At 68.1% G+C, this 20,317-nt stretch carries 20 protein-coding genes; 5 read left to right on the top strand and 15 right to left on the bottom strand.

Going from position 1 to position 20,317, the window contains the following annotated elements:
* The first annotated feature begins 18 nt into the window (after nt 1–18).
* On the top strand, nt 19–792 hold the full coding sequence (locus BMZ45_RS05205) for an alpha/beta hydrolase (RefSeq protein WP_091633235.1): 774 nt from the start codon (nt 19–21) through the stop codon (nt 790–792).
* 111 nt (nt 793–903) lie between these two features.
* Here the strand turns inward: BMZ45_RS05205 and BMZ45_RS05200 are convergent, their stop codons facing one another.
* A complete protein-coding gene (locus tag BMZ45_RS05200; RefSeq protein ID WP_091633233.1) occupies nt 904–1,311 on the bottom strand; it encodes an OsmC family protein in 408 nt (135 codons plus the stop codon).
* 239 nt (nt 1,312–1,550) lie between these two features.
* On the opposite strand from BMZ45_RS05200, the gene BMZ45_RS05195 reads away from it, so the two are divergent.
* On the top strand, nt 1,551–2,087 hold the full coding sequence (locus BMZ45_RS05195; RefSeq protein WP_139215394.1) for a hypothetical protein: 537 nt from the start codon (nt 1,551–1,553) through the stop codon (nt 2,085–2,087).
* 101 nt (nt 2,088–2,188) lie between these two features.
* Here BMZ45_RS05195 and BMZ45_RS05190 read toward each other — a convergent pair whose 3' ends face one another.
* From BMZ45_RS05190 to cyoA, 10 genes are all read right to left on the bottom strand, one after another.
* Nucleotides 2,189–3,733, bottom strand: coding sequence for an alpha-lytic protease prodomain-containing protein (locus BMZ45_RS05190; RefSeq protein WP_175488930.1), 1,545 nt, complete (start codon nt 3,731–3,733; stop codon nt 2,189–2,191).
* A 95-nt stretch (nt 3,734–3,828) separates the two neighbouring features.
* Nucleotides 3,829–6,228, bottom strand: a complete 2,400-nt coding sequence (locus tag BMZ45_RS05185; protein ID WP_091633225.1) for a serine/threonine-protein kinase — start codon at nt 6,226–6,228, stop codon at nt 3,829–3,831.
* A gap of 71 nt (nt 6,229–6,299) precedes the next feature.
* On the bottom strand, nt 6,300–6,863 hold the full coding sequence (locus BMZ45_RS05180) for an ECF-type sigma factor (protein WP_091633223.1): 564 nt from the start codon (nt 6,861–6,863) through the stop codon (nt 6,300–6,302).
* Between the two features lie 144 nt (nt 6,864–7,007).
* Nucleotides 7,008–7,544: a response regulator transcription factor gene (locus tag BMZ45_RS05175; protein ID WP_091633220.1), complete on the bottom strand. Its 537-nt coding sequence runs from the start codon at nt 7,542–7,544 to the stop codon at nt 7,008–7,010.
* Complete coding sequence (locus BMZ45_RS05170; RefSeq protein ID WP_091633218.1) at nt 7,534–8,880, bottom strand: ATP-binding protein; 1,347 nt, start codon at nt 8,878–8,880, stop codon at nt 7,534–7,536. The genes BMZ45_RS05175 and BMZ45_RS05170 overlap by 11 nt, the downstream gene beginning before the upstream one ends.
* Nucleotides 8,855–9,661, bottom strand: a complete 807-nt coding sequence (locus BMZ45_RS05165; RefSeq protein WP_217643145.1) for an SURF1 family protein — start codon at nt 9,659–9,661, stop codon at nt 8,855–8,857. Before BMZ45_RS05165 ends, BMZ45_RS05170 begins: the two co-directional genes overlap by 26 nt.
* Complete coding sequence (gene cyoD, locus BMZ45_RS05160) at nt 9,658–10,047, bottom strand: cytochrome o ubiquinol oxidase subunit IV (protein ID WP_091633215.1); 390 nt, start codon at nt 10,045–10,047, stop codon at nt 9,658–9,660. Before cyoD ends, BMZ45_RS05165 begins: the two co-directional genes overlap by 4 nt.
* A complete protein-coding gene (cyoC, locus tag BMZ45_RS05155; RefSeq protein WP_091633212.1) occupies nt 10,044–10,673 on the bottom strand; it encodes a cytochrome o ubiquinol oxidase subunit III in 630 nt (209 codons plus the stop codon). Before cyoC ends, cyoD begins: the two co-directional genes overlap by 4 nt.
* A complete protein-coding gene (gene cyoB / locus BMZ45_RS05150) occupies nt 10,666–12,645 on the bottom strand; it encodes a cytochrome o ubiquinol oxidase subunit I (protein ID WP_217643162.1) in 1,980 nt (659 codons plus the stop codon). Before cyoB ends, cyoC begins: the two co-directional genes overlap by 8 nt.
* A 78-nt stretch (nt 12,646–12,723) precedes the next feature.
* A complete protein-coding gene (gene cyoA, locus BMZ45_RS05145) occupies nt 12,724–13,776 on the bottom strand; it encodes a ubiquinol oxidase subunit II (protein WP_091633207.1) in 1,053 nt (350 codons plus the stop codon).
* 150 nt (nt 13,777–13,926) lie between these two features.
* On the opposite strand from cyoA, the gene BMZ45_RS05140 reads away from it, so the two are divergent.
* Nucleotides 13,927–15,240: an MFS transporter gene (locus BMZ45_RS05140; protein WP_091633204.1), complete on the top strand. Its 1,314-nt coding sequence runs from the start codon at nt 13,927–13,929 to the stop codon at nt 15,238–15,240.
* A 23-nt stretch (nt 15,241–15,263) separates the two neighbouring features.
* On the opposite strand, the gene BMZ45_RS05135 is transcribed toward BMZ45_RS05140, so the two are convergent.
* A complete protein-coding gene (locus BMZ45_RS05135; RefSeq protein WP_091633202.1) occupies nt 15,264–15,698 on the bottom strand; it encodes a VOC family protein in 435 nt (144 codons plus the stop codon).
* A 187-nt stretch (nt 15,699–15,885) separates the two neighbouring features.
* Here BMZ45_RS05135 and BMZ45_RS05130 point away from each other — a divergent pair, with 187 nt between their 5' ends.
* Together BMZ45_RS05130 and BMZ45_RS05125 are read left to right on the top strand one after the other, a co-directional pair.
* A complete protein-coding gene (locus tag BMZ45_RS05130) occupies nt 15,886–17,466 on the top strand; it encodes a serine hydrolase domain-containing protein (protein ID WP_175488929.1) in 1,581 nt (526 codons plus the stop codon).
* Between the two features lie 102 nt (nt 17,467–17,568).
* The gene (locus BMZ45_RS05125) at nt 17,569–17,916 is read left to right on the top strand and encodes a gamma-glutamylcyclotransferase family protein (RefSeq protein ID WP_091634118.1); all 348 of its coding nucleotides are present in this window, start codon (nt 17,569–17,571) and stop codon (nt 17,914–17,916) included.
* Between the two features lie 25 nt (nt 17,917–17,941).
* On the opposite strand, the gene BMZ45_RS05120 is transcribed toward BMZ45_RS05125, so the two are convergent.
* The 3 genes from BMZ45_RS05120 to BMZ45_RS21540 form a co-directional block, all read right to left on the bottom strand.
* Nucleotides 17,942–18,229: a hypothetical protein gene (locus BMZ45_RS05120; RefSeq protein ID WP_139215393.1), complete on the bottom strand. Its 288-nt coding sequence runs from the start codon at nt 18,227–18,229 to the stop codon at nt 17,942–17,944.
* A gap of 374 nt (nt 18,230–18,603) precedes the next feature.
* Nucleotides 18,604–19,158 carry a hypothetical protein gene (locus tag BMZ45_RS05115; protein ID WP_091633193.1) on the bottom strand — a complete coding sequence of 185 codons (555 nt, stop codon included), beginning with the start codon at nt 19,156–19,158 and terminating at the stop codon, nt 18,604–18,606.
* Nucleotides 19,155–20,177: a hypothetical protein gene (locus BMZ45_RS21540; protein WP_091633189.1), complete on the bottom strand. Its 1,023-nt coding sequence runs from the start codon at nt 20,175–20,177 to the stop codon at nt 19,155–19,157. Before BMZ45_RS21540 ends, BMZ45_RS05115 begins: the two co-directional genes overlap by 4 nt.
* Nucleotides 20,178–20,317: the final 140 nt, after the last annotated feature.

Genomic DNA, 20,317 nt, shown 5'->3' with positions numbered 1-20,317 from the left:
CCCCATCCGGAGCATCCCATGAACCTCAAGTCCCTCGCCTTCGCCACCGTAGCCGCGCTGTCCTCGGCCTCCATCGCCCATGCCGCCACCCCGAATCCGGCGCCGAAGGGCGTCAAGAACATCGTCCTCGTCCACGGCGGTTTCGTCGACGGTTCGGGCTGGCAAAAGGTCTACAACCGTCTCAAGCAGGACGGCTACCAGGTCAGCATCGTGCAGAACCCGACCACCTCGCTGGCCGACGATGTCGCCTTCACCAAGCGCGTGATCGCCCAGCAGGACGGCCCGGTCGTGCTGGTCGGCCATTCCTACGGCGGCGTGGTGATCTCCGAGGCCGGCACCGATCCCAAGGTCGAGCGCCTGGTCTATATCGCCGCCTTCGCGCCCGACGCCGGCGAATCGGTGCAGTCGCTGATCGCCAACCCGCCGCCGGGCGCCTCGGTGCCGCCGATCCTGCCGCCGCAGGACGGCTTCCTGTTCCTGGACCGCAGCAAGTTCGCCGCGTCGTTCGCGGCCGACGTGCCGGCCGACGAGGCCGAGTTCATGGCGGCGTCGCAGGTGCCGTGGGGCGTGGAAGCCCTGGCCGGCAAGGTGAGCGTGCCGGCCTGGAAGGCCAAGCCGAGCTGGTACCTGGTCGCCACCGACGACCACATGATCCCGCCGCCGGCGCAGCAGATGATGGCCAAGCGCGCCGGCGCGACGGTCGCCGAGACCAAGGGCAGCCACGCCATCTACGTGTCCAAGCCCGAGGCGGTGGTGCGGATCATCGAGCAGGCGGCGCAGGGCAAGAAGTAAGGGCGCCTTGTTCCACCGATCGGAACGTCGACGCACGGATCGCCCCGCGTGAGCGGGGCGATCTATTTTGGGACGCAACCGCCGGCGTTGTGTGTGCGGGCGTCGCGCGGCTCAGGCCTGCAACGTCGTCGCGATCCGCACTTCGCCGGTCAGTACCTTGTGGATCGGGCAGGCGTTCGCGATCTGCAGCAGGCGCTCGCGCTGCTCGTCGCTCAGTTCGCCCTGCAGGGTCATCTTGCGCTCGATGTCGGTGCCTGCCGCCGGCTTGCCGTCCGGGTTGAAGCGCAGCGCGACTTCGACGCCGGCCAGCGGCCATTGCTTGCGCGCGGCGTACATGCGCACGGTGATCGCGGTGCAGGCGCCCAGGCTGGACAGCAGCAGGTGCTCGGGCGTGGGGCCGGTGTCGCCGCCGCCCAGGTCGGCCGGCTCGTCGGCCTGCCAGGTGTGGCCGCCGTCGTCGATGAAGGTCACCACGTAGGGCGTGGGCTGGGTGCTGGCGCGGACGGTCGCGACGGTCATGGCGTTCCTGAAGGCTTGCGGCATCGATGCCGCAGAGGCAGACCTTAAGCCCGCGCCGGCACCGGTACCAGCCGTGGCGGTCGCACGGACCATCCCACTGGCCGAATGATGCCTTGCTGATCAATCCGATTCGGTGCCGGGGCCGGGAGGATCGGCATCAGGTATCGGGGCTATCTGCAAGGCCTGGCTATCGGTGCAAGATAGGTGAGCCGATACCGATCGAGATGCCCATGAGAGTCATGCAGAAGACGCTACAGATGCTGAAGCAACGTCAGGCGCCGGTGGACCTGTATCGGGACCATATTTCCAGCGAGTCGCTGTCCGGCGTCGTCACCGACTACTCCGAGGATTTCGTATACCTCAGTCTCTTCACCGACGCAGGCCAGGCCAATGGCATCGCGGTCTGCTTCCGCAGCGACATCACCCGGATCCGTTGGGAAGGCAACGAGCGTCAAGCCTTGTCGCAGATGATTGAGGCCACGGGAGCCAAGCCGACCGCGCCTGCGCTGTCCCTCGACTCCCTGCAGTCGCTGCTGGAGTCGGTATCGGCGACCTTCGGCTACGTCAATGTGCTCACGGAGCGCATGGACGATTCGGTCACGTTCATCGGCGAAATCGCGGAGCTGGATGCGGAATCCTTGCTTCTGGAAACCTTCGGAACCTATTCCAGTCGGGATCGGAGCAGGCTGTGGCTCAGCCTCTCCGAGATCACTCGCATCGACGCCGATGCCGCATACGAGCGCAGCGTTGTCTATCTGGCGGGAAAGCCCGCTTGATCGGCGCTGTGTCGCGACATATCCGCCTCTGGACCTGCCGAGCTTCGACATAGGTCACCGCTCAATACGGGCGGCGCCTTCCAGCGCCGCCCGCGTCGCCGTCAGCGACCGGCGGTATTGGTCTGCCAAAGCGGCTTGCGTTGGTGGTCGTACACCACCACGTTGCCGTCGTTCTGCACGAACAGCACCGCGCCGCGCTTGCCGCCGGTGTTGCTCGCCCATCGGGTCTGGCCCGCGCCGTCGCGAACGGTCAGATTGCCGTCGGTCTGCATGTGCAGGGAGTGGCCGCTGCCGTAGACGTGGTTGGCCCAGATGGCGCCGACGTTCTGCTTGTACAGCACCAGGTTGCCGTCGCCCTGGATCGCCAGCGTGAATCGCTGGTCGCAGGAGGTCAGGGTGCCGTTGGTCTCGCGCCAATCGCGCGGATTCAGGCGGCCGCAGCTCGGCACCGTGCGCAGCACCAAGTCGTAGGCGTTGAGGATGGGTTGCAACGGCTGGAAATAGCCCTGCGGTGCCGGATCGCCGCAATTGTCGTCCCTGCCTTCGGAGAAATGGCCGCCGGAGTACACGCCCTGCGCCTCGGCGCTGGGGGTGATCACCGCACCGCCCGAATCGCCGAAGCCGGCGCAGGCGTTGGACTGGGTCAGGCCTTTGACGACGCCGTACTGCGGGCCGTAGTCGACCGTCACCTGCTTGGCCTGCACGGTGCCGCAGTGGTAGCCCGTCTTGTTCCCCGACCGGCACACCGCCGCGCCGATCGGCGCTTCCAGACCGCCGCGCACGTCGATGTCGACGCCGGCGTAGTTGTAGACCCAGGGCAGGATATGCCAGAGGTTCGGTTGCGTGTTCTGCACCCAGGCGTGGTCGGCGTTGGGGAAAGTGGAATAGGCGAAATGCCCGATCGCGGAATTGTTGGTGCCGCGCACCGCCATGTTGACCGTTCCGCAATGGCCCGCCGTCACGAAGCCGGGCGTGTTGCCGCGAAAGGCCGAGAACCCCGTCGAGCACCAGCTATCGGGCGTCAGGTAGCGATCGCCGCCGCGCAGGTCGTGCTGGGGTATGGGGCGCTGCGCGGAGGTCACGATGTGCACCATCCCGGCATCGATGCCGCTGCGCGCGATGAGCTCGATCGCCGCTTCCTGCGCGTTGGGGTCGATGGTCAGGACGATGCGGTTGTTGGGCAGATCGACGTTCCAGGCTTGTACGCGAGGGGCGTCCTTGCGCATGAGGCCGGCAGTCAGCCCGCGATGAGCCTGATCCAGCTGCGATTGGGCGACGTCCAGCTCGGCCGCGCTGTGCTTGAGCACACGCACTTCGTCGCCGCTCTGACGCATGCGACTGACCGCCTTGCGATCCGTCACGCCCAGGATCAATCGATAGTCGCCGGCGGCGTCGCGCTCCAGCCAGGTGCCGGCATAGTGCGCGCCCAGCCCGGCCCGTGCTTCGGCCTGCAAGCGCATCGCACGATGTTCGGTGGCGAGATAGGTCTGAAGTTGCGAGGGCTTCAGGCCGAGGTCGCGTTGCAGAGCCTGGCGCATGGCGGCCGGCATCGGGTTGGTCTGCGGCTCGGCGGCATGGCCGATGGCGGGTGCGAGCATTGCGCACAGCGATACGGCCAGCGCAGCGCCGGTGTGAGTGGCATTCATGGGTTCTCTATCCTTCCTTAGTGGTATGGGACGCACGCACGTCCTGTAGCGTCCGTGCCTATTCCCGTACGAGAGAGGGGGTGGAACCCTGACATTCAGCCATGGGTTTTTTCTCGGGCCTGGCATTCGGTCATCCAACGCCGGCCGAGCTGGCGCTGCCAGGAGGACGCGTTGGGCATCGCTTCCAGTTGCCGCAGCGCCGCGGCGAGCTCGCGGCGACGGTCGGCGCCCTCGCAGCGCGCGCGCTCCAGCGCGACCCGTTCGAAGCGCGGTTGCGATTCGACGATGACCTCGCCGGTGCGCCGGGCGGCATTGGCTTCCAGCGTCGCGACCGCGGCGGCGGCCTCGCCGCGTTGCAGCCGGGCCACGGCGCGCAAGCCGTCGATGTCCAGCAGCTGGCCATGGCCTTCCGCGTTGCGCCGCGCCGACAGGTGCCGTGCCCGCTCCAGATCCTGTTCGGCCAAGGCCCATTCGCCGCGCGCCAGCCGCGTCTCGCCGCGCCCCAGCAGGGCCGAGACGGCCGCCGGATGCTCTTCGCCGTGGAATTCCAGCGAACGCTCCACCATGCGGTCGTACAGGCGCAGCGCCTCGTCCAGGCGCTGGGTTTGCAGCGCCGCGAAGCCGAGGTTGCGGCCGATCAGCAGCTCTTCGTCCGGATTGCGCGGCACGAGCCGGCGCACCAGCGCGTCCGCCTCGCGCAGCAGCGGATAGGCCTTGGCCGCGTCGCCGTCGGTCAGGGCGATGCCTGCGCTGTTCACCAGCGCACGCACGTAGTCTTTGCGGGTATCGGGACCGCCGGCTTTGAGCAGCGCGAGGCTGCGATCCAGATAGCTCCATCCCTTGGCCTGGTCGCCGAGCGCGAAGTGGCCGAGGCCGATGTTGCCGAGCAGACGCGGGTATAGCGGGTCCTGGGTCGCGCCGGCGCGCTCCAGCACCTCGGCGGCCTGCGAGCTGTAGCGCAGAAACTGCCGCGGCTGGCCCAACCCGTAATGCGCGGTCGCCAAGCCGCGCAGCGCGTCGGCCAGAGCGAGCGGGTCGTCCTGATCGCGCAGCGCCGCGACCGCGCGCGCGTAGGCGTCGCGTGCTTGCGTGGGCATGCCCAGGTCGGTGTGGACCTGGCCCAGGGCGTGCAGCAAGGCGGCCAGGGCCTGCGGGGAGTGGCTACGGCCCTGCTGGTCCTGCAGCTGCTTCATCCCGCGCTCCAGCAGCTCGCGGGCCGTGACTTCGCCGCTGGCGGTCGCCTTCGGCGTGCTGGCGCGGAACAGGCTGACGAAGTAGTCGGCCACGGCGAGCGCCTTCTCGCGCTCGCGTTCGGTGCGTTCGAGCTGGCGGTCCAGGCTGTAGATGTGAAACGCGGCGAACGCGATGCCGACGGCGACGGTGGCGAAGACGGGCCAGCGCCGACGCAGCGTGCGGCGCAGGCGGTAACCGCGTTCGTGGCGGCGCGCGCGGATCGGCAGGTGCTGGGACCAGCGCAGCAGGTCGTCGGCCAGGGCCTCGGCGCTGGGGTAGCGTTCGCGCGGGTCCGCGGCGGTGGCATGGGCGACGATGCATTCCAGGTCGCCCCGCAAGCGCGCAGCCAGGCGCGAGGGCTTCATGGCGCGGGTGGCGGCGATGTCCGCGGCCGCCACCGGATGCTCGCGCAGCAGGGCGGTCCAACGCACGCTTAGCCGCGGCGGCGACGGCCCGCTCTGCGGAGGCGAACCCAGCAGCAAGGCCTGCAGCAGCAGACCGAGTTGATAGACATCGGTGGCGGTGGTGACCGGTTCGCCGCGGCGTTGCTCCGGGGCCGCCCAGGCGGGCGTCATCGAACGGGTCTGGGTTTGGGTGGGGTCGGCTTCGTCCAGCAGTTTGGCGATGCCGAAATCCAGCAGCTTGACCTGGCCAGCCGGGTCGACCAGCACGTTGGCGGGCTTGATGTCGCGATGCACGACCAGGTTGCCGTGGGCGAACTGCACCGCATCGCAGACCTGGCGGAACAGGGCGATGCGCTGTTCGAGCGTGGCCTTGCGGCCATCGCACCACTGGGTGATGGATTCGCCGGGGACATACTCCATCGCGAACCAGGGCTGGCCGCCCGCCGCCAGGCCGCCGTCCAGGAGCTGGGCGATGTGCGGATGCTGCAGGCGCGCCAGTACTTTGCGTTCGCGCAGGAAGCGTTCGGTCAGTGGCGAGAACCCGCCCCAGATTCGCTTCAGCGCGACCTGGCGCTGCCAAGCGCCGTCGGCGCGCTCGGCGAGGAACACCTCGCCCATGCCGCCCTGGCCGATGCGCCGCAACAGACGGTAAGGGCCGACCATGGTGCCGCCCGCTTCTTCGACCGCCGGCTCCGCGCCGGTGTCGCCTTCGTCCAGATGCGACAGCAGTGCGCGCACGCGCTGGGCTAGCTCGGGCTGCGTCGCGCAGGCGTCCCGCAAAAGCGTATCGCGTCGCTCGGGAGAGGCATCCAGCAGCTGGCGCAGCAAAGGCAGCGCCGCACGGTCGAGAGTATTCATGGAGGGGATCGCTCGATCGAGAGAATCGGAACACACAGCGGGAGTACGGGATCCGGTCCCGTTTCCTGACACTAGGATTGCAGGCGATCGCGCAGCCAGGCTCGGGCCGCGGCCCAGTCGCGGTACACGGTGCGCTCGTCCAGTTCGAGGATGCGAGCCACCTCCGGCACGCTCAGCCCGACGAAGTAGCGCAGTTCCACGACCTGGGCCATGCGCGCATCGAGTTGCTCCAGGGCCGCGAGCGCCGCATCGAGGTCGGGCAGCTGCGTTTGCTCGGGGATGGGCAGTTGCAGGGCTTCGGTGAAATCGTCGCGCCGCCAGGCGCCGCCGTGCTTTTCGCTGGCCGCTTTGCGGGCGCGATCGACCAGGATCTGACGCATGATCCGCGCCGCCGTATTGAACAGGTGGGCGGGGTTGTCGAACGCGACGCTGTCCTGGCCCAGCAGGCGCACGAACACGTCGTTGACCAGCGCGGTCGGTTGCAGGGTGTCGTGCCCGCGGTGCTCGCGCAGTTCGCGCGCGGCGATGGCGCGCAGGTCGGCATAGATCAGGGGCAGCAGCGAGTCCAGCGCGTCCGCATCGCCGTGGCGCCAACGCTGGATCAGGGTGTGCGAGTCCGGGGCCGTACCTGGCATGGCGCTCTCTCCTTGGGCCCGCCATCCTTGTGGGCACGGTCCATGGCCGTCAAGCGGGCGATGCACAGGGCGAAGGCATGGCGCCGCCCAAGGCGGGCGAGGACACCACAGGGCGGGGCGAGGCAGGCTGGCGAAACGCCGCGCCTACTTGATGCGCCGCTTCTCCAGCTTGCGCGCCAGGGTGCGCCGATGCAGGCCCAGCCGGCGCGCGGCCTCGGAGATGTTGAAGTCGCTCTCGGCCAGCACTTCGTGGATGTGTTCCCACTCCAGCGTCTTGATCGAGGTGGTGCGGCCGGTGAGCTCGACCTCGGCGTCGCCGGTGGCGCGCTGGAACGCGGCTTCGATGTCGTCGGTGTTGGAGGGCTTGGCCAAGTAATGGCGCGCGCCCAGTTTGATCGCCTCGACCGCGGTAGCGATGCTGGCGTAGCCGGTCAACACCACGATCAGCATGTCCGGGTCGTAGGCGTGCAGATGCTTCACGCAGGACAGGCCGGAGGCGTTGGCGGCGAGCTTGAGATCGACCACCGCGTGCGTGGGCGCGAACTCTTCCAGCAGCGCCGGCAAGCCGGCTTCGCCGGGCAGATGGCGCACGGCGTAGCCGCGGCGTTCGAACGAACGCACCAGGGTGCGCGCGAACGTGGTGTCGTCTTCGACGATCAGCAGCCTGCGTTCATTCGTCATCGCCGTGCTCCTCGATGGCAATGGCCGACAGCGGCAGGGTCAGGGTGACCACCGCGCCGCCCTGCGGCCGGTTGCGTGCCGTGAGCCTGCCGCCCAGCGTACGGGCGACGTTGACCGAAAGGAACAGGCCCAGGCCGCCGCCCGGGCGGCCCTTGCTGCTGTTGTAGGGCGTGCCCAGGCGCTCGAGGATGTCGGCGGCGAAACCGGAGCCGGCGTCGCTGACCTCGATCACGAGCTGGCCGTCGCGACAGTCGGCCTCCAGCGCCACCCAGGCCGGCGAGGCCTCCAGGGCGTTGTCCAGCACGTTGAACACCATCTGCCGGAGGCCGTCGTCGGAGACGATGCTGGGATCGTCCTGGCAATGGCGCTGATAGCGGAACGATTCCGGTGCGCGCGCGGTGCGCCACTCCTGGGCCAGATCGTCGAGCAGTTCGTGCAGGGTGGTTTCGACCGGCGATTCGCCGCGGGTTTCGCCGGCCGACAGCAGGATGTTGGTGACGATGGACTTGCAGCGTGCGACCTGCGCCAGCATTTCGGCGACGTCGTGGTGCAGTTCGGTTTCCGAGGCGATCGTGGGCAGGTGCTGCCAGTCGCCGAGGATCACCGACAGCGTCGACAGCGGCGTGCCCAGTTCGTGCGCGGCGCCGGAGGCGAGCAGGCCCATGCGCACGATGTGCTCTTCCTCGGCGGCGCGCTGGCGCAATTGGGCCAGGCGCACGTCGCGCTCGCGCAGGATGCGCCCGATGCGGGTGATGAACACCACCAGCAGGGCCGCCACCAGCAGGAAGCAGATCAGCAGGCCCTGCACGTAATGATCGGCCAGGCCCTTGCCGGGTTCGACCGCGATCTGCAGCGGCGTCGGCGACACCGCCAGGGCGGTGAAGCACAGGCCTGCGGCGGCGGCGATGATCCAGTTGGCGGGCGAGCGCAGCAGCACGGTGCCCAGCACCACCTGCAGCAGATAGAGGAAGACGAAGGGATTGGTGATGCCGCCGCTGTAGTAGAGCTGCAGCGTCAGCGAGACCACGTCCACCAGCAGCCCGATCAGCATCGCCAGGTTGGACACCTGAGCGCGCCGCTTCCACCACAGCTGGCTGCCGAGATTGAACGCGACCAGTCCGGCCAGGACGGCGCCCATCGGGCCCAACGGCAGGGCGATGCCGATGCCGTAGTGGACGACAAGGATGGTGACGATCTGCCCGACCACCGCGATCCAGCGCAACTGGATCAGCTGCTGCATGTTGCGCAGCCCGGTGCGGTCCTGCGAACCGCTCACGCCCAATTGGCGGGTCACGACGTCCGCGGCGGCCTCAGGAGCGCTGGATCGGGCTTGCATGACCGGGGGAGCCTCCTCGCTGCGCACGATCTTGCCGCAAACGACGCTCCGATGCGAACAGGTAATAGCCCGCGACCAGGGTCAGCGCGGCCAGGCCGAACCAGGTCAGGGCATAGGACAGATGATGATCGCGGAACGCTACCACGGTCATGCCGCCGCGCGGCCAGGCGTCGCTGGACGGGTCGCGGACGGCATCGATGAAGTAGGGCGCGCTGGCGTCGGCGGGCAGGCCTTGCGCACGCAGGATCGCGGCGACGTCGCGCGAGTACCAGCGCCCGCGAGCCGGATCGTTGCTGCGCAGGAAGCCGCCCTTGGGTTCGCTGATGCGCAGCAGTCCTTCGATCTCGACGCGTCCCGCGGGTACGGGCGCGGCCTGCGCCTGCGCGGGCACGAAGCCGCGATTGACCAGCACGTAGTCGCCCGCGTCGGTGCGCAGCGGCACCAGCACCCAGGCGCCCGCACCCAGCGCCGTTACGGCCTGGCTGCGCGCCTGCTTGTCGGGCAGGAACCGCCCGGACAGGCGCACGCGCCGGTAGCCGTCGCGTGCTTCGCCGACTTGCGCCCATCGCGCGCGGGAGGGGGGCGCGACCGGCGCGGCCTTGAGGCGGGCTTCGACGCGCGCGATCAGCGCGTGCTTCCAGCCCATGCGCTGCACTTGCCACACGCCCAGTGCGAGGAAGGCGATCAAGGCCGCCGCCAACGACGCGGCGAACACGGCCAACAACAGCGGACGGCGGCCGTGCGCCGGTGCTACGACCGCTGCGTGGCGCTCATCGCTCATGGCGCGTTCTTGAGCATTTCCTGCATGTCGTGCGCGCCGGGCATCATGTTCGCGTTCATGTGGTGCATCACCCACAGCGAACCGGTCAGCACGATCACCACCAGCACCACGGTGAAGATCAGGGCCAGCACGTTCCAGCCGCCTTCCGAGCGGGTGTTCATGTGCAGGAAGTAGATCATGTGCACGACCACCTGCACCGCGGCGAAGGCCAGCAGCACGATCGCCACCAGGCCCGAGCTCGGGATCACCTTGCACATCACCAGGCCGAACGGAATCGCGGTCAGCACCACCGACAGCATGAAGCCGGTGAGGTACTCGCGCGCCGAGACGTGCGGGATGCCGTCCTCGAGGTGGTCGTCGTGATCGTGCGTGTCGTGCTGGCTCATGGCAGCACTCCCATCAGGTAAACGAAGGTGAAGACGCCGATCCAGACGACGTCGAGGAAGTGCCAGAACATCGACAGGCAGGCCACGCGGCGGGTGTTGGCGCGGGTCAGGCCGTGGCGCTGCACCTGCACGCACAGCACCACCAGCCAGATCACGCCGAACAGCACGTGCAGGCCGTGGGTGCCGACCAGGGCGAAGAACGAGGACAGGAAGGCGCTGCGCTGCGGGTCCGCGCCCAGATGGATCAGGTGCGCGAACTCGTAGATTTCCACCGCCAGGAAGGACAGGCCCAGCACGCCGGTCAGAGCGAGCCAGCGCAGCATGGCGCGCTTGTCGCGGCGCTGCATCGCGATCATCGCGAAGCCGTAGGTGATCGACGACAGCAGCAGGATCGCGGTGTTCAGCGCCACCAGCCACAGGTCGAACAGGTCGGCGCCCGACGGGCCGGCGGCGTAGCTGCGGCCCAGCACGCCGTAGGTGGCGAACAGGCAGGCGAAGATCATCAGATCGCTGAGCAGGTACAGCCAGAAGCCGAACAGCGTGCCGTTCTGCGGATGGTGGTGCCCGGCGGTGTCCAGGAACACGGGCGAGCCGTCCTGGCGGGTCATGGCGATGGACTCAGACATGGGCAGCCTTCAGCTGTTCGCTGCGCGCCTGCTCGGTCGCGGCGACCGTGGCGGCGGGGATGTGGAAGTCGCGGTCGTAGTTGAAGCTGTGGTAGATCGCGTAGGCGACGATGCCCAGCAGCGAGGCGATCGCCAGCCACCACACGTGCCAGATCAGGGCGAAGCCGCACGCCGTGCTCACCGCCGCCAGGACCAGACCGGCCGGGGTGTTCTTGGGCATGTGCACCGCCAGGAAGCCGGAGCTCGGGCGCTGGAAGCCGCGCTGCTTCATGTCCCACCAGGCGTCGTTGTCGTGCACCACCGGGGTGAAGGCGAAGTTGTAGTCCGGCGGCGGCGACGAGGTCGACCACTCCAGGGTGCGGCCGTTCCAGGGATCGCCGCTGAGGTCGCGCAACTGCGCGCGCTTGCGGAAGCTGACGTAGATGCAGATCAGGAAGGCGGCGATGCCGATGGCGACCAGGACCGCACCGAACGCGGCGATCTGGAACCAGATCTGCAGCGAGGGATCGTCGAAGTGGCTCATGCGGCGGGTCACGCCCATCAGGCCCAGCACGTACAGCGGCGTGAACGCGAACCAGTAGCCGGCCAGCCAGAACCAGAACGAGACCTTGCCCCAGAAGTCGTCGAGCTTGAAGCCGAAGGCCTTGGGGAACCAATGGGTCATCGCCGCGAACAGGCCGAACACCACGCCGCCGATGATCACGTTATGGAAGTGCGCGACCAGGAACAGGCTGTTGTGCAGCACGAAGTCGGCCGGCGGCACCGCCAGCAGCACGCCGGTCATGCCGCCGACGACGAAGGTGACCATGAAGCCCATGGTCCACAGCATCGGCACCTCGAAGCGGATGCGGCCGCGGTACATGGTGAATAGCCAGTTGAAGATCTTCGCGCCCGTCGGGATCGAGATGATCATCGTGGTGATGCCGAAGAACGAGTTGACGCTGGCGCCCGAGCCCATGGTGAAGAAGTGGTGCAGCCACACCAGGTAGGACAGCACGGTGATGCAGACGGTCGCGTAGACCATCGACGAGTAGCCGAACAGGCGCTTGCCCGAATAGGTGGACACGATCTCCGAGAACACGCCGAACAGCGGCAGGATCAGGATGTAGACCTCCGGGTGGCCCCAGATCCAGATCAGGTTCACGAACATCATGGCGTTGCCGCCCAGATCGCTGGTGAAGAAGTTGGTGCCCGCGTAGCGGTCCAGGCCCAGCAGCGCCAGCACCGCGGTCAGCACCGGGAATGACACCACGATCAGCACGTTGGTGCATAGCGAGGTCCAGGTGAACACCGGCATCTTCATCAGGCTCATGCCCGGGGCGCGCATCTTGATGATGGTCACCAGCAGGTTCACGCCCGACAGCAGGGTGCCCACGCCGGCTATCTGCAGCGCCCATATGTAGTAGTCGACGCCTACCCCGGGACTGAAGGCCACCCCCGACAGCGGCGGATAGGCCAGCCAGCCGGTGGCGGCGAATTCGCCGAAGAACAGCGACATCATCACCAGCACGGCGCCGCTGACGGTCATCCAGAAGCTGAAGTTGTTGAGGAAGGGGAAGGCGACGTCGCGCGCGCCGATCTGCAGCGGCACCAGGTAGTTCATCAGGCCGGTGACCAGCGGCATGGCCACGAAGAAGATCATGATCACGCCGTGGGCGGTGAAGATCTGGTCGTAGTGGTGCGGCGGCAGGTAGCCCAGATTGTCGCCGAAGGCCATCGCCTGCTGCAGGCGCATCATCAGGGCGTCGGCGAAGCCGCGCAACAGCATCACCAGGCCCAGCACGATGTACATGATGCCGATCTTCTTGTGATCGATGCTGGTGAACCACTCCTTCCACAGGTAGCCCCACAGCCGGTACTTGGTGATCGCCGCGACCAGCGCGAGACCCAGGATGACCGTGCCGATGAAGGTGGCCGCGACGATGGGCTCGTGCAGCATGGGCACGGCGTCCCAGGTCATGCGACCGAAGATCGGGGAGGTCGGGATGGTGCCGCTTTCGAGAGACATCGGAGAACTTCCAGAAACGATTCGGGTCGTCGCTTGCGCGCGTCAGGGCGACTTCATGCCGGCCAGCATCGGCGACAGCGGCGGTTGATCGACGGTGCACACGTCCGCCGATACGTAGGCGCCCAGGCGCGGATCGCCGCGGCGCGGCATCGCCAGCGAGTTCAGGCCTTCCAGGCCCAGGCCGCCGGCGGCGTCCAGCGCCATCATCTGGTCCATGCACAGGCGCTCGGAGTCGACGCAGCGGTTGAGGATGGCGTTGTACAGGGTGGCGTCGACGTTGGCGTAGTGGCGCACCGGCTCGCGCTCGCTGGGTTTTTCCAGCTCCAGATAGGCCGCGCGCGTGAGCGAGTCCTTGCTGCCGCGCAGCCCGGCGATCCAGCGGTCGTAGTCGGCGTTGGACATGCCGTGGAACTTGAAGCGCATGTGCGAGAAGCCGGCGCCGCTGTAGTTGGCCGAGAAACCCTCGTACTCGCCCGGCGCGTTGATCACCGCGTTGAGCTTGGTTTCCATGCCGGGCATGCCGTAGATCATTCCGGCCAGATTCGGCACATAGAAGGTATTCATCACCGAGGAGGCGGTGATGTGGAAGCGCACCGGACGATCCACCGGCACCGCGACTTCGTTGACCGAGGCCACGCCTTCCTTCGGATATAGGAACAGCCACTTCCAATCCAGCGCGACGACCTGGATATCCAGCGGCTCCATCTGCGCCGGCACCGGGCGGCCGGCCGCGATGCGGTCCAGCGGGCGGTAGGGATCGAGCAGGTGGGTGCTGATCCAGGTGATCGCGCCCAGCGCGATGATGATCAGCAGCGGCACACCCCAGATCACCAGCTCGAGCTGGGTGGAGTGGTCCCAATCCGGGGTGTACTTGGCGCTGCGGTTGGAGGCGCGGTACTTCCAGGCGAACCAGAAGGTCAGCGCGATCACCGGCACGATCACCAGCAGCATCAGCGCCGTGGCCACCAGGATCAGCTGGCCCTGGCGGGCGGCGACGTCGCCGGCGGGGTCTAGCACCACCAGGTTGCAGCCGGAGAGCAGGCCGAGGGCGGCCAGCAGCGCGGCGGTTCGCAGGAGTCTGCGCACGTTGGACATGGGGGAGGGCGGAGTCCTAAATGATGGGCGACAATTTAGTCCCCGCGCCGCGCGCCGAGTATTGGACGTTTTGTCCTATCGCGTCCGGCCCCCGGCTCTGTCAGCCTAGGCTCGAACACTCCCTGCCCGACGTCGACTCCCGCACTCCAGATGGCTACCGCTCCCGGCCCCACCGCATCCACGCACGACCACGGCGTCAAGGCGCATGCCGACGTCGCCCCGGGCGAAATCGCCGTCGGCGTCGTGGTGGGGCGCGCCTCGGAATACTTCGACTTCTTCGTCTACGGCATCGCTTCGGCGCTGGTGTTCCCGTCGGTGTTCTTCCCGTTCATGGATCGCCTGCAGGGCACGCTGTACGCCTTCGCGATCTTCGCGCTCGCGTTCCTGGCGCGCCCGCTGGGCACGATGCTGTTCATGGCCATCCAGACGCGCTGGAGCCGCGGCGTCAAATTGACCGTGGCCCTGTTTCTGCTCGGCACCGCCACCGCCGGCATCGCGTTCCTGCCGGGTTACGCCACGCTGGGCTGGGTCTCGATCGCGCTGCTGGCGTTCTTCCGCGTGCTGCAGGGCATCGCCCTGGGCGGTTCCTGGGACGGCCTGCCGTCGCTGTTGGCGCTCAATACGCCCAAGGAGCGTCGCGGCTGGTACGCCATGCTCGGGCAGCTGGGCGCGCCGGTCGGCTTCATCGTCGCCTCCGGCGTGTTCGCCTTCCTGTACGCGAGCCTGGGCGAACAGGATCTGCTGAGCTGGGGCTGGCGCTATCCGTTCTTCGTCGCGTTCGCGATCAACGTGGTGGCGCTGTTCGCGCGCCTGCGCCTGGTCGTGGCCGAGGAATATCAGGACAAGATGGGCGAGCTCGAACTGGAGCCCACCCCGATCCGCGAATTGTTCAGCGCCAAGGGCCAGCACGTGGTGGTCGGCGCGTTCGCCGCGCTCGCCAGCTACGCCCTGTTCCACATCGTCACGATCTTTCCGCTGTCGTGGATCAAGCTGTATTCGGATCAGTCCATCGTCGGCTTCCTGATGGTGCAGATCCTGGGCGGCTTCATCGCCGCCGGCGGCATCATCGTGTCGGGCCTGATCGCCGACCGCGTCGGCCGCGCCCGCACCCTGGGCGGCCTGGCCATCGTGATCGCGATGTTCAGCGGCTTCGCGCCCACCTTGATGGGCGCCGGTTCGCTGGGCCAGGACGCCTTCATCCTGATCGGCTTCGCCCTGCTGGGCCTGTCCTACGGCCAGGCCGCGGGCGCGGTCACCGCCAACTTCGGCCGCCGCTATCGCTACACCGGCGCCGCGCTCACCTCCGACCTGGCCTGGCTGATCGGCGCGGCCTTCGCGCCGCTGGTCGCCCTGGGCCTGTGCTCGCAGTTCGGCCTGGCCTGGCTGGGCGCCTACCTGTTGTCGGGCGCGATCGGCACGCTCGCCGCGCTGGGCATCAATCGGGCGATGAACTACAAGAGCTGAGTCGCCGCCGCGACGCGCGCGCGTCAGGCCGGGATGTCGACCGTGACCGACTCGGCGCTGCGCTTGCCTTCGCCGTGGTACACCGCCTCGATGTTGTTGCCGTCCGGATCCAGCGCGAACGCCGCGTAGTACCCCGGATGGTAGTGGCGCTCGCCCGGTGCGCCGTTGTCGCGGCCGCCATGGGCCATCGCCTGCTGATGGAACGCATCCACCATCGCGCGGTCCCTGGCTTGGAACGCCAGGTGGTGGCGCCCGGTGAGTTCGCCGTTGGCCGCCTCGCTGCTGGCCGTGGACACGAACAACTCGTCGGCCCAGAAGAAATCGTCGCCGGTGCCGGCGATGGGAATGTCCAGCGCCTTGAACACGGCCTCGTAGAAGCCCTGGCTGGCCTTGAGGTCCTTCACCACCAGTTGAATGTGGTCGATCAGGCGACCGCGATAGATCCGTTGCGTCTCCATGCTGCGCTCCGGCGTGGGGGAGCGCCGAACCTAGCAACAGGGGCGCCAAGGCAACGTGTACGCCGCCGTCGCCACCGTCTTGGCGCAATCGCGCATCGGCCATGCAACCGATCGCGCGCTGCTCTTATCCCTGGCCCGAGACGTCCGGCGCAGCGCGCCGGGCATTCCCGTGTTCATGGAGGGGCGCATGCGTATCGGAGCGGTGGGGGCTGGCGGCTGGGTTGGACTGCGTAAGACGGCTTGCGGCGTCGGTTTGGCCTTGTTGGCGACGGCATTCGCGACGGGAGCGCGCGAGCCGGATGCCGCCGAGGTGCGGGTGCGCGCGGCGGCCGAAGACATCCGCGCGGCCTTGCAGGAAATACAGAGAACACCGGGCTCTTTTCCGGCGGTATCGGCGGTCGTGGTGCACGGCGACGACACGCCGCTGCGCTTCGTCCATGGCCTGGCGCACGCGGGCTCGCCGGGGACGGTCGACCATCGCTCGCAGTTCTACATCGCCTCGCAGACCAAATCCTTTCTCGCCCTGTTGGCCGCGCAGTTGGACGAGGACGGCGTGCTGCCGCTGGATACCAGCCTGGCGCAGATCTGGCCGCAGCTGACCCTGCCCGCGCCCGCGGACCCGGCCAAGATCCGCATGAGCGACCTGCTGTCGCATCAGGAAGGATTGAAGACCGACACCCTGAACCTGCTCACGGCCTACGTGCGGGCGGTGCCCGCCAGCGACTATCCCGCCATGCTGGCGCGCTACACGCAGGCGCGCGATCCGGGGTTCCGCTACGCCAACATCGGCGATCTGATTTACGCCGCGGCGCTGGAAACGCGAACCGGTCGGGATTGGAAGGATTGGCTGCAAGACCGGGTGTTGCGGCCCTTGCGCTTGGAACAGGTGCACAGCCGTTCCTCGCGGGCGCCCGCGCAGCGACTGGTCTGGAACCACCGTTGGGACGGTAGCGCCTGGATCGCGTCCGCGCCCAAGCCCGACGAACTGATGCACGCGGCCGGCGGTTTGCTGGCGTCTGCGGACGATATGGCGGCCTGGATGCGGGCCAACCTGCGCCGTCGTTCGCCTACGGGTACGCCCTCGGCGCGCAGTTTCGAAATCGCGCAGCGTACGGTGACGGCGGCGAAGCTGTCGGACGGCGAATTCGTGTGCGACGGCTACAGCCTGGGCTGGTACTCCTGCGTCTATCGCGATCAACGGGTGTTGATGCATCCGGGCAGCTACACCGGCGTGGTGTCCGCCACGGTGCTGCTGCCGGGCGCCGACGCCGGCTTCTCCCTGGTGATGAACAGCGACAGCGCGATCGAGGGCCTGGCACTGGAGCTGATGAAGGTGTTCATCGGCGCGGCGAGCGGCGGCGATGAAAGCCAGCGTCTGCGCAAGGCGGTGGCCGACTATCCCGGCCGACTGGCGCGCACCGTCTCGGCGCGACGCGAGGCCGTGCAAACGGCGCGCGCCGCGCCGGAGTGGAGCGCCTGGGCCTGGGCGCCGAGCCGCGAGGAACTGCAGCCTTATCTGGGGAGCTTCCAGAGCGAGCGTCTGGGTCGGCTCGACGTGACGCAGGGCGAGCGAGGTCTGCAGGCGCGGCTGGGCGCGATGCGGATCGAACTGACGCCGGCGCGCATAGGATTGTTCGGCGCCGGCAAATCCGCGCTCGATGCGCCCGAGCCTTGGCGCTATGCCGACGACGCCAATTCGCTGCGTTGGAACGACGAGGTGTTCGTGCGCGTGCACGCGATGCGCGCAGGCGGGGCGTCGAACCCATGAACAGGGTTCGCAAGCGCGTCAGCGATCGCGTTGCTGGTTCGCTTTGATCGGCGCGACGGTGATTTACAATCGTCGCGACGGTTTCACAAACACGAGATGGCGATGACCGAGCGATTGTTCGTATACGGAACGCTGGCCCCGGGGCGCATCAACGCGCATGTGATGGCGGATATTCCCGGGCAGTGGGAGCCCGCCAGCGTGACCGGCACGCTGTTGCAGGAAGGCTGGGGCGCGGCGCAAGGCTTTCCGGGCATCGTGCTGGACGAGCAAGGCGCACCAGTGCCCGGTCTGGTGTTCAGTTCCGATCATCTGGCCGAGCATTGGGCGCGCCTGGACGAGTTCGAAGGCGAGGGCTATCGACGCGTCCTGACCACGGCGACGCTGGCCGACGGCAACCGCGTGCAGGCTTACATCTACAGCCTGAGCGATACGGCCGCGCAGCGCGATTGAGCGTCGCCGAGCGCGGCCGCGCCGGTTAGAGCTCTTCCGGCGTCGCCTCGCGCGCGCAGCAATAGATGGTGAAACCGGTGTCCATCCCCTTGGTGTACACCAGGTTGCCGTAACGCAGATGCGTTTCGTCTTTGCAGGTGTAGGTGAACTTGGCCAGCACCAGCTTGTCGTCGCTGCCCAGCTTGCGGGTTTCGTTGAGCTTGTCCAGGGCGCAGCCCGGATAGAGGGTGAGCACGTCGCGTTCGACGATGCCCGGGGTGACGCCGCAACCGGCCAGCAGGCAGGCGGCGAGCAACAGAAGAATTCTAGGCATGGGTCCCCAGCGGTGTCGTGCGGCTAGACGGTGGCATCGCCCGTAGGCGTCCTTGGACTCGGTGCCGGCATCCTCATGCCTTCACCGAATGCCGGCGTCCAGGATACAGGCCGTCGCAACGGCGCGGACGGAAACTGGCCCGCGCCGTTTTGGTCGCAATGCCTGCCTGGTCGGCGATCAATCGCTGAAGCCGCGCGCGATCGACAGGCCTGCGGCGCGCGTCCGCGCGAAGTGGTTCGAATCAGAGGGCGCCGTAGTGCCCATGCAGGCGGCCGTAGTCCGGATCCAGGCGGAACCCTCGCGGCGCGCTGGCCGCGGATGCGGGCCAGGGTGGAGTCGCCACCCTGGCGGGCATCGAACGACACGGTGGGCGATCAGCCCGCCTGGTTCGCCTTGCAGTGCTTGTTGAGCGTGTGGACCAGCTGCAGGTTGGCGTCGCCCATGGCATCGGACAGCGAGCGATAGGCTTCGTCTTCGCTGCCGTTCCAGTTCATCGAGGCGGCCTGGGCGCGGATCACGAACGGCGCGCCGCCGTCGATCTGCACGCTGTACACCGCCACCGGGACTTTGGTGATGGTGTTCTGGCTCAAATACAGTTGCTTGATCTGCACCGCCACGCGGCGCGCGCCGGCCACGGCCGGGGCGTCGGGCGCGCTCATGCCGACCTTGATCAACTGCGTGCGCACCAGCGTAGCTGCGTCGTCGAGCAGGAACTGGTGCTTGCCCAAGCCGCCGGCGCGATTGCCGGCGGGGCGGGCGTCGACGACGTCGGCCAGTTGGAAGGCGCAGGCCAGGCCCGGCATCTTCTTGCCCGCCGGCGGTGCGGCCGGCAGGCGATCCTGCCTGACCACCACCTTGTGCACCTTGACGGCGCAGCCGCTCAGGGCGAGCGCGGCGGCGATCGCCCATGCGGTCGCGGTGCGGCTCATCGGCCGCCTGCGCCGGCGTCGGCGGCCGCCGGTGCGGGCGCGGCTTCGGCGGCAGGCGCGGCCTGTTGCACGGGCGCGGCCGGTGCGGCGACCTGCGTTTCGGCCGTGGCGGCGGCAGGCGTGGCGATCGGCGCGGCGACGGCGGTCATCTTGCCGGCGTTGAGGCTTGCGTAGCCGTTGATGTTCTGGAAGCGGGCATTGCCGGTGCGCACCCAGACGTGCTCGGGCGTGGCGCGCAGCGAGCGGCCTCGGTAGATGTTGCCGGCGAACGGGATCTTCTCGTTCTTGATCTTGGTCGCCGATTCGGCGCGGCCGGCTGCGGAGAAATCGTAGGCCAGCATGTCGGTGACCTGGGCGATGCCGTTGTCGATCAGCGCGCTCACGCCGGCCGGGCCCATCGCCAGCCAACGGCGGTCGATCGCGCCGTCCTCGCTGGGGTAATCGGTGACGCTGTACTGGAAGGTGTAGGGACGGTGGAGACGCCAGATTTCCTTGACCTTGCCGTTGCTCTTGCGCTCGCGGTGCACGTAACGCACGTTCAAGCTCACGGTCAGGCCGTTGAGCGTATTGCTCATCGAATAACGCGGGGTGATCACCAGCACGTCCTGCGGCAGCTGCGCGCTGTCCTTGGCGCTGACGGCGTCCCACTCGGTCGGCATCACCACCACCTGCGGGTTGGGCGAGAAACCTTCGCCGGCCAGCTTGGCGCGCACCGCTTGTTCCATGCGCTCGTTGAAGCGGTAATCCAGCAGCAGGTTGCGCATGTCGGCGATGCGCTTCTCGGCGGTCTTGGCCTGCGAGTTCTGCACCGCGCTGCCGATCAGGGCGCCGATCAGGCCGAACTGGGCACCCATCGCCGAAGCGGTGTTGGGCACGTCGACCGCGATCTCCTCCTGGCTCATCACCAGCTCGACCGGCAGGTCCTGGGCGATCGGCATGGGCAGCGGCACCGGCTTGGCGGCCGCGGCGTTGAACGAAAGGCAAAGCGCGGCGACCGTCGCCACGAGACGTACGAACATGGTTTTCCCCTGTAGTGATTCCCCTGCGCCGCCCCCGGGCGGCGGCCGCCCTGACGGCGGCCGCGCGAGTGTTTCATGGGCCGGCCGCGGCCGTAAACGGTGCGGCGCGCATTCATGCGCCGGGCCGGCGGCGGGCTGCG

It is taken from the genome of Lysobacter sp. cf310, from assembly GCF_900114355.1.
Classification (GTDB): domain Bacteria; phylum Pseudomonadota; class Gammaproteobacteria; order Xanthomonadales; family Xanthomonadaceae; genus Lysobacter.
This window is presented reverse-complemented; position numbering and strand designations above follow the sequence as displayed.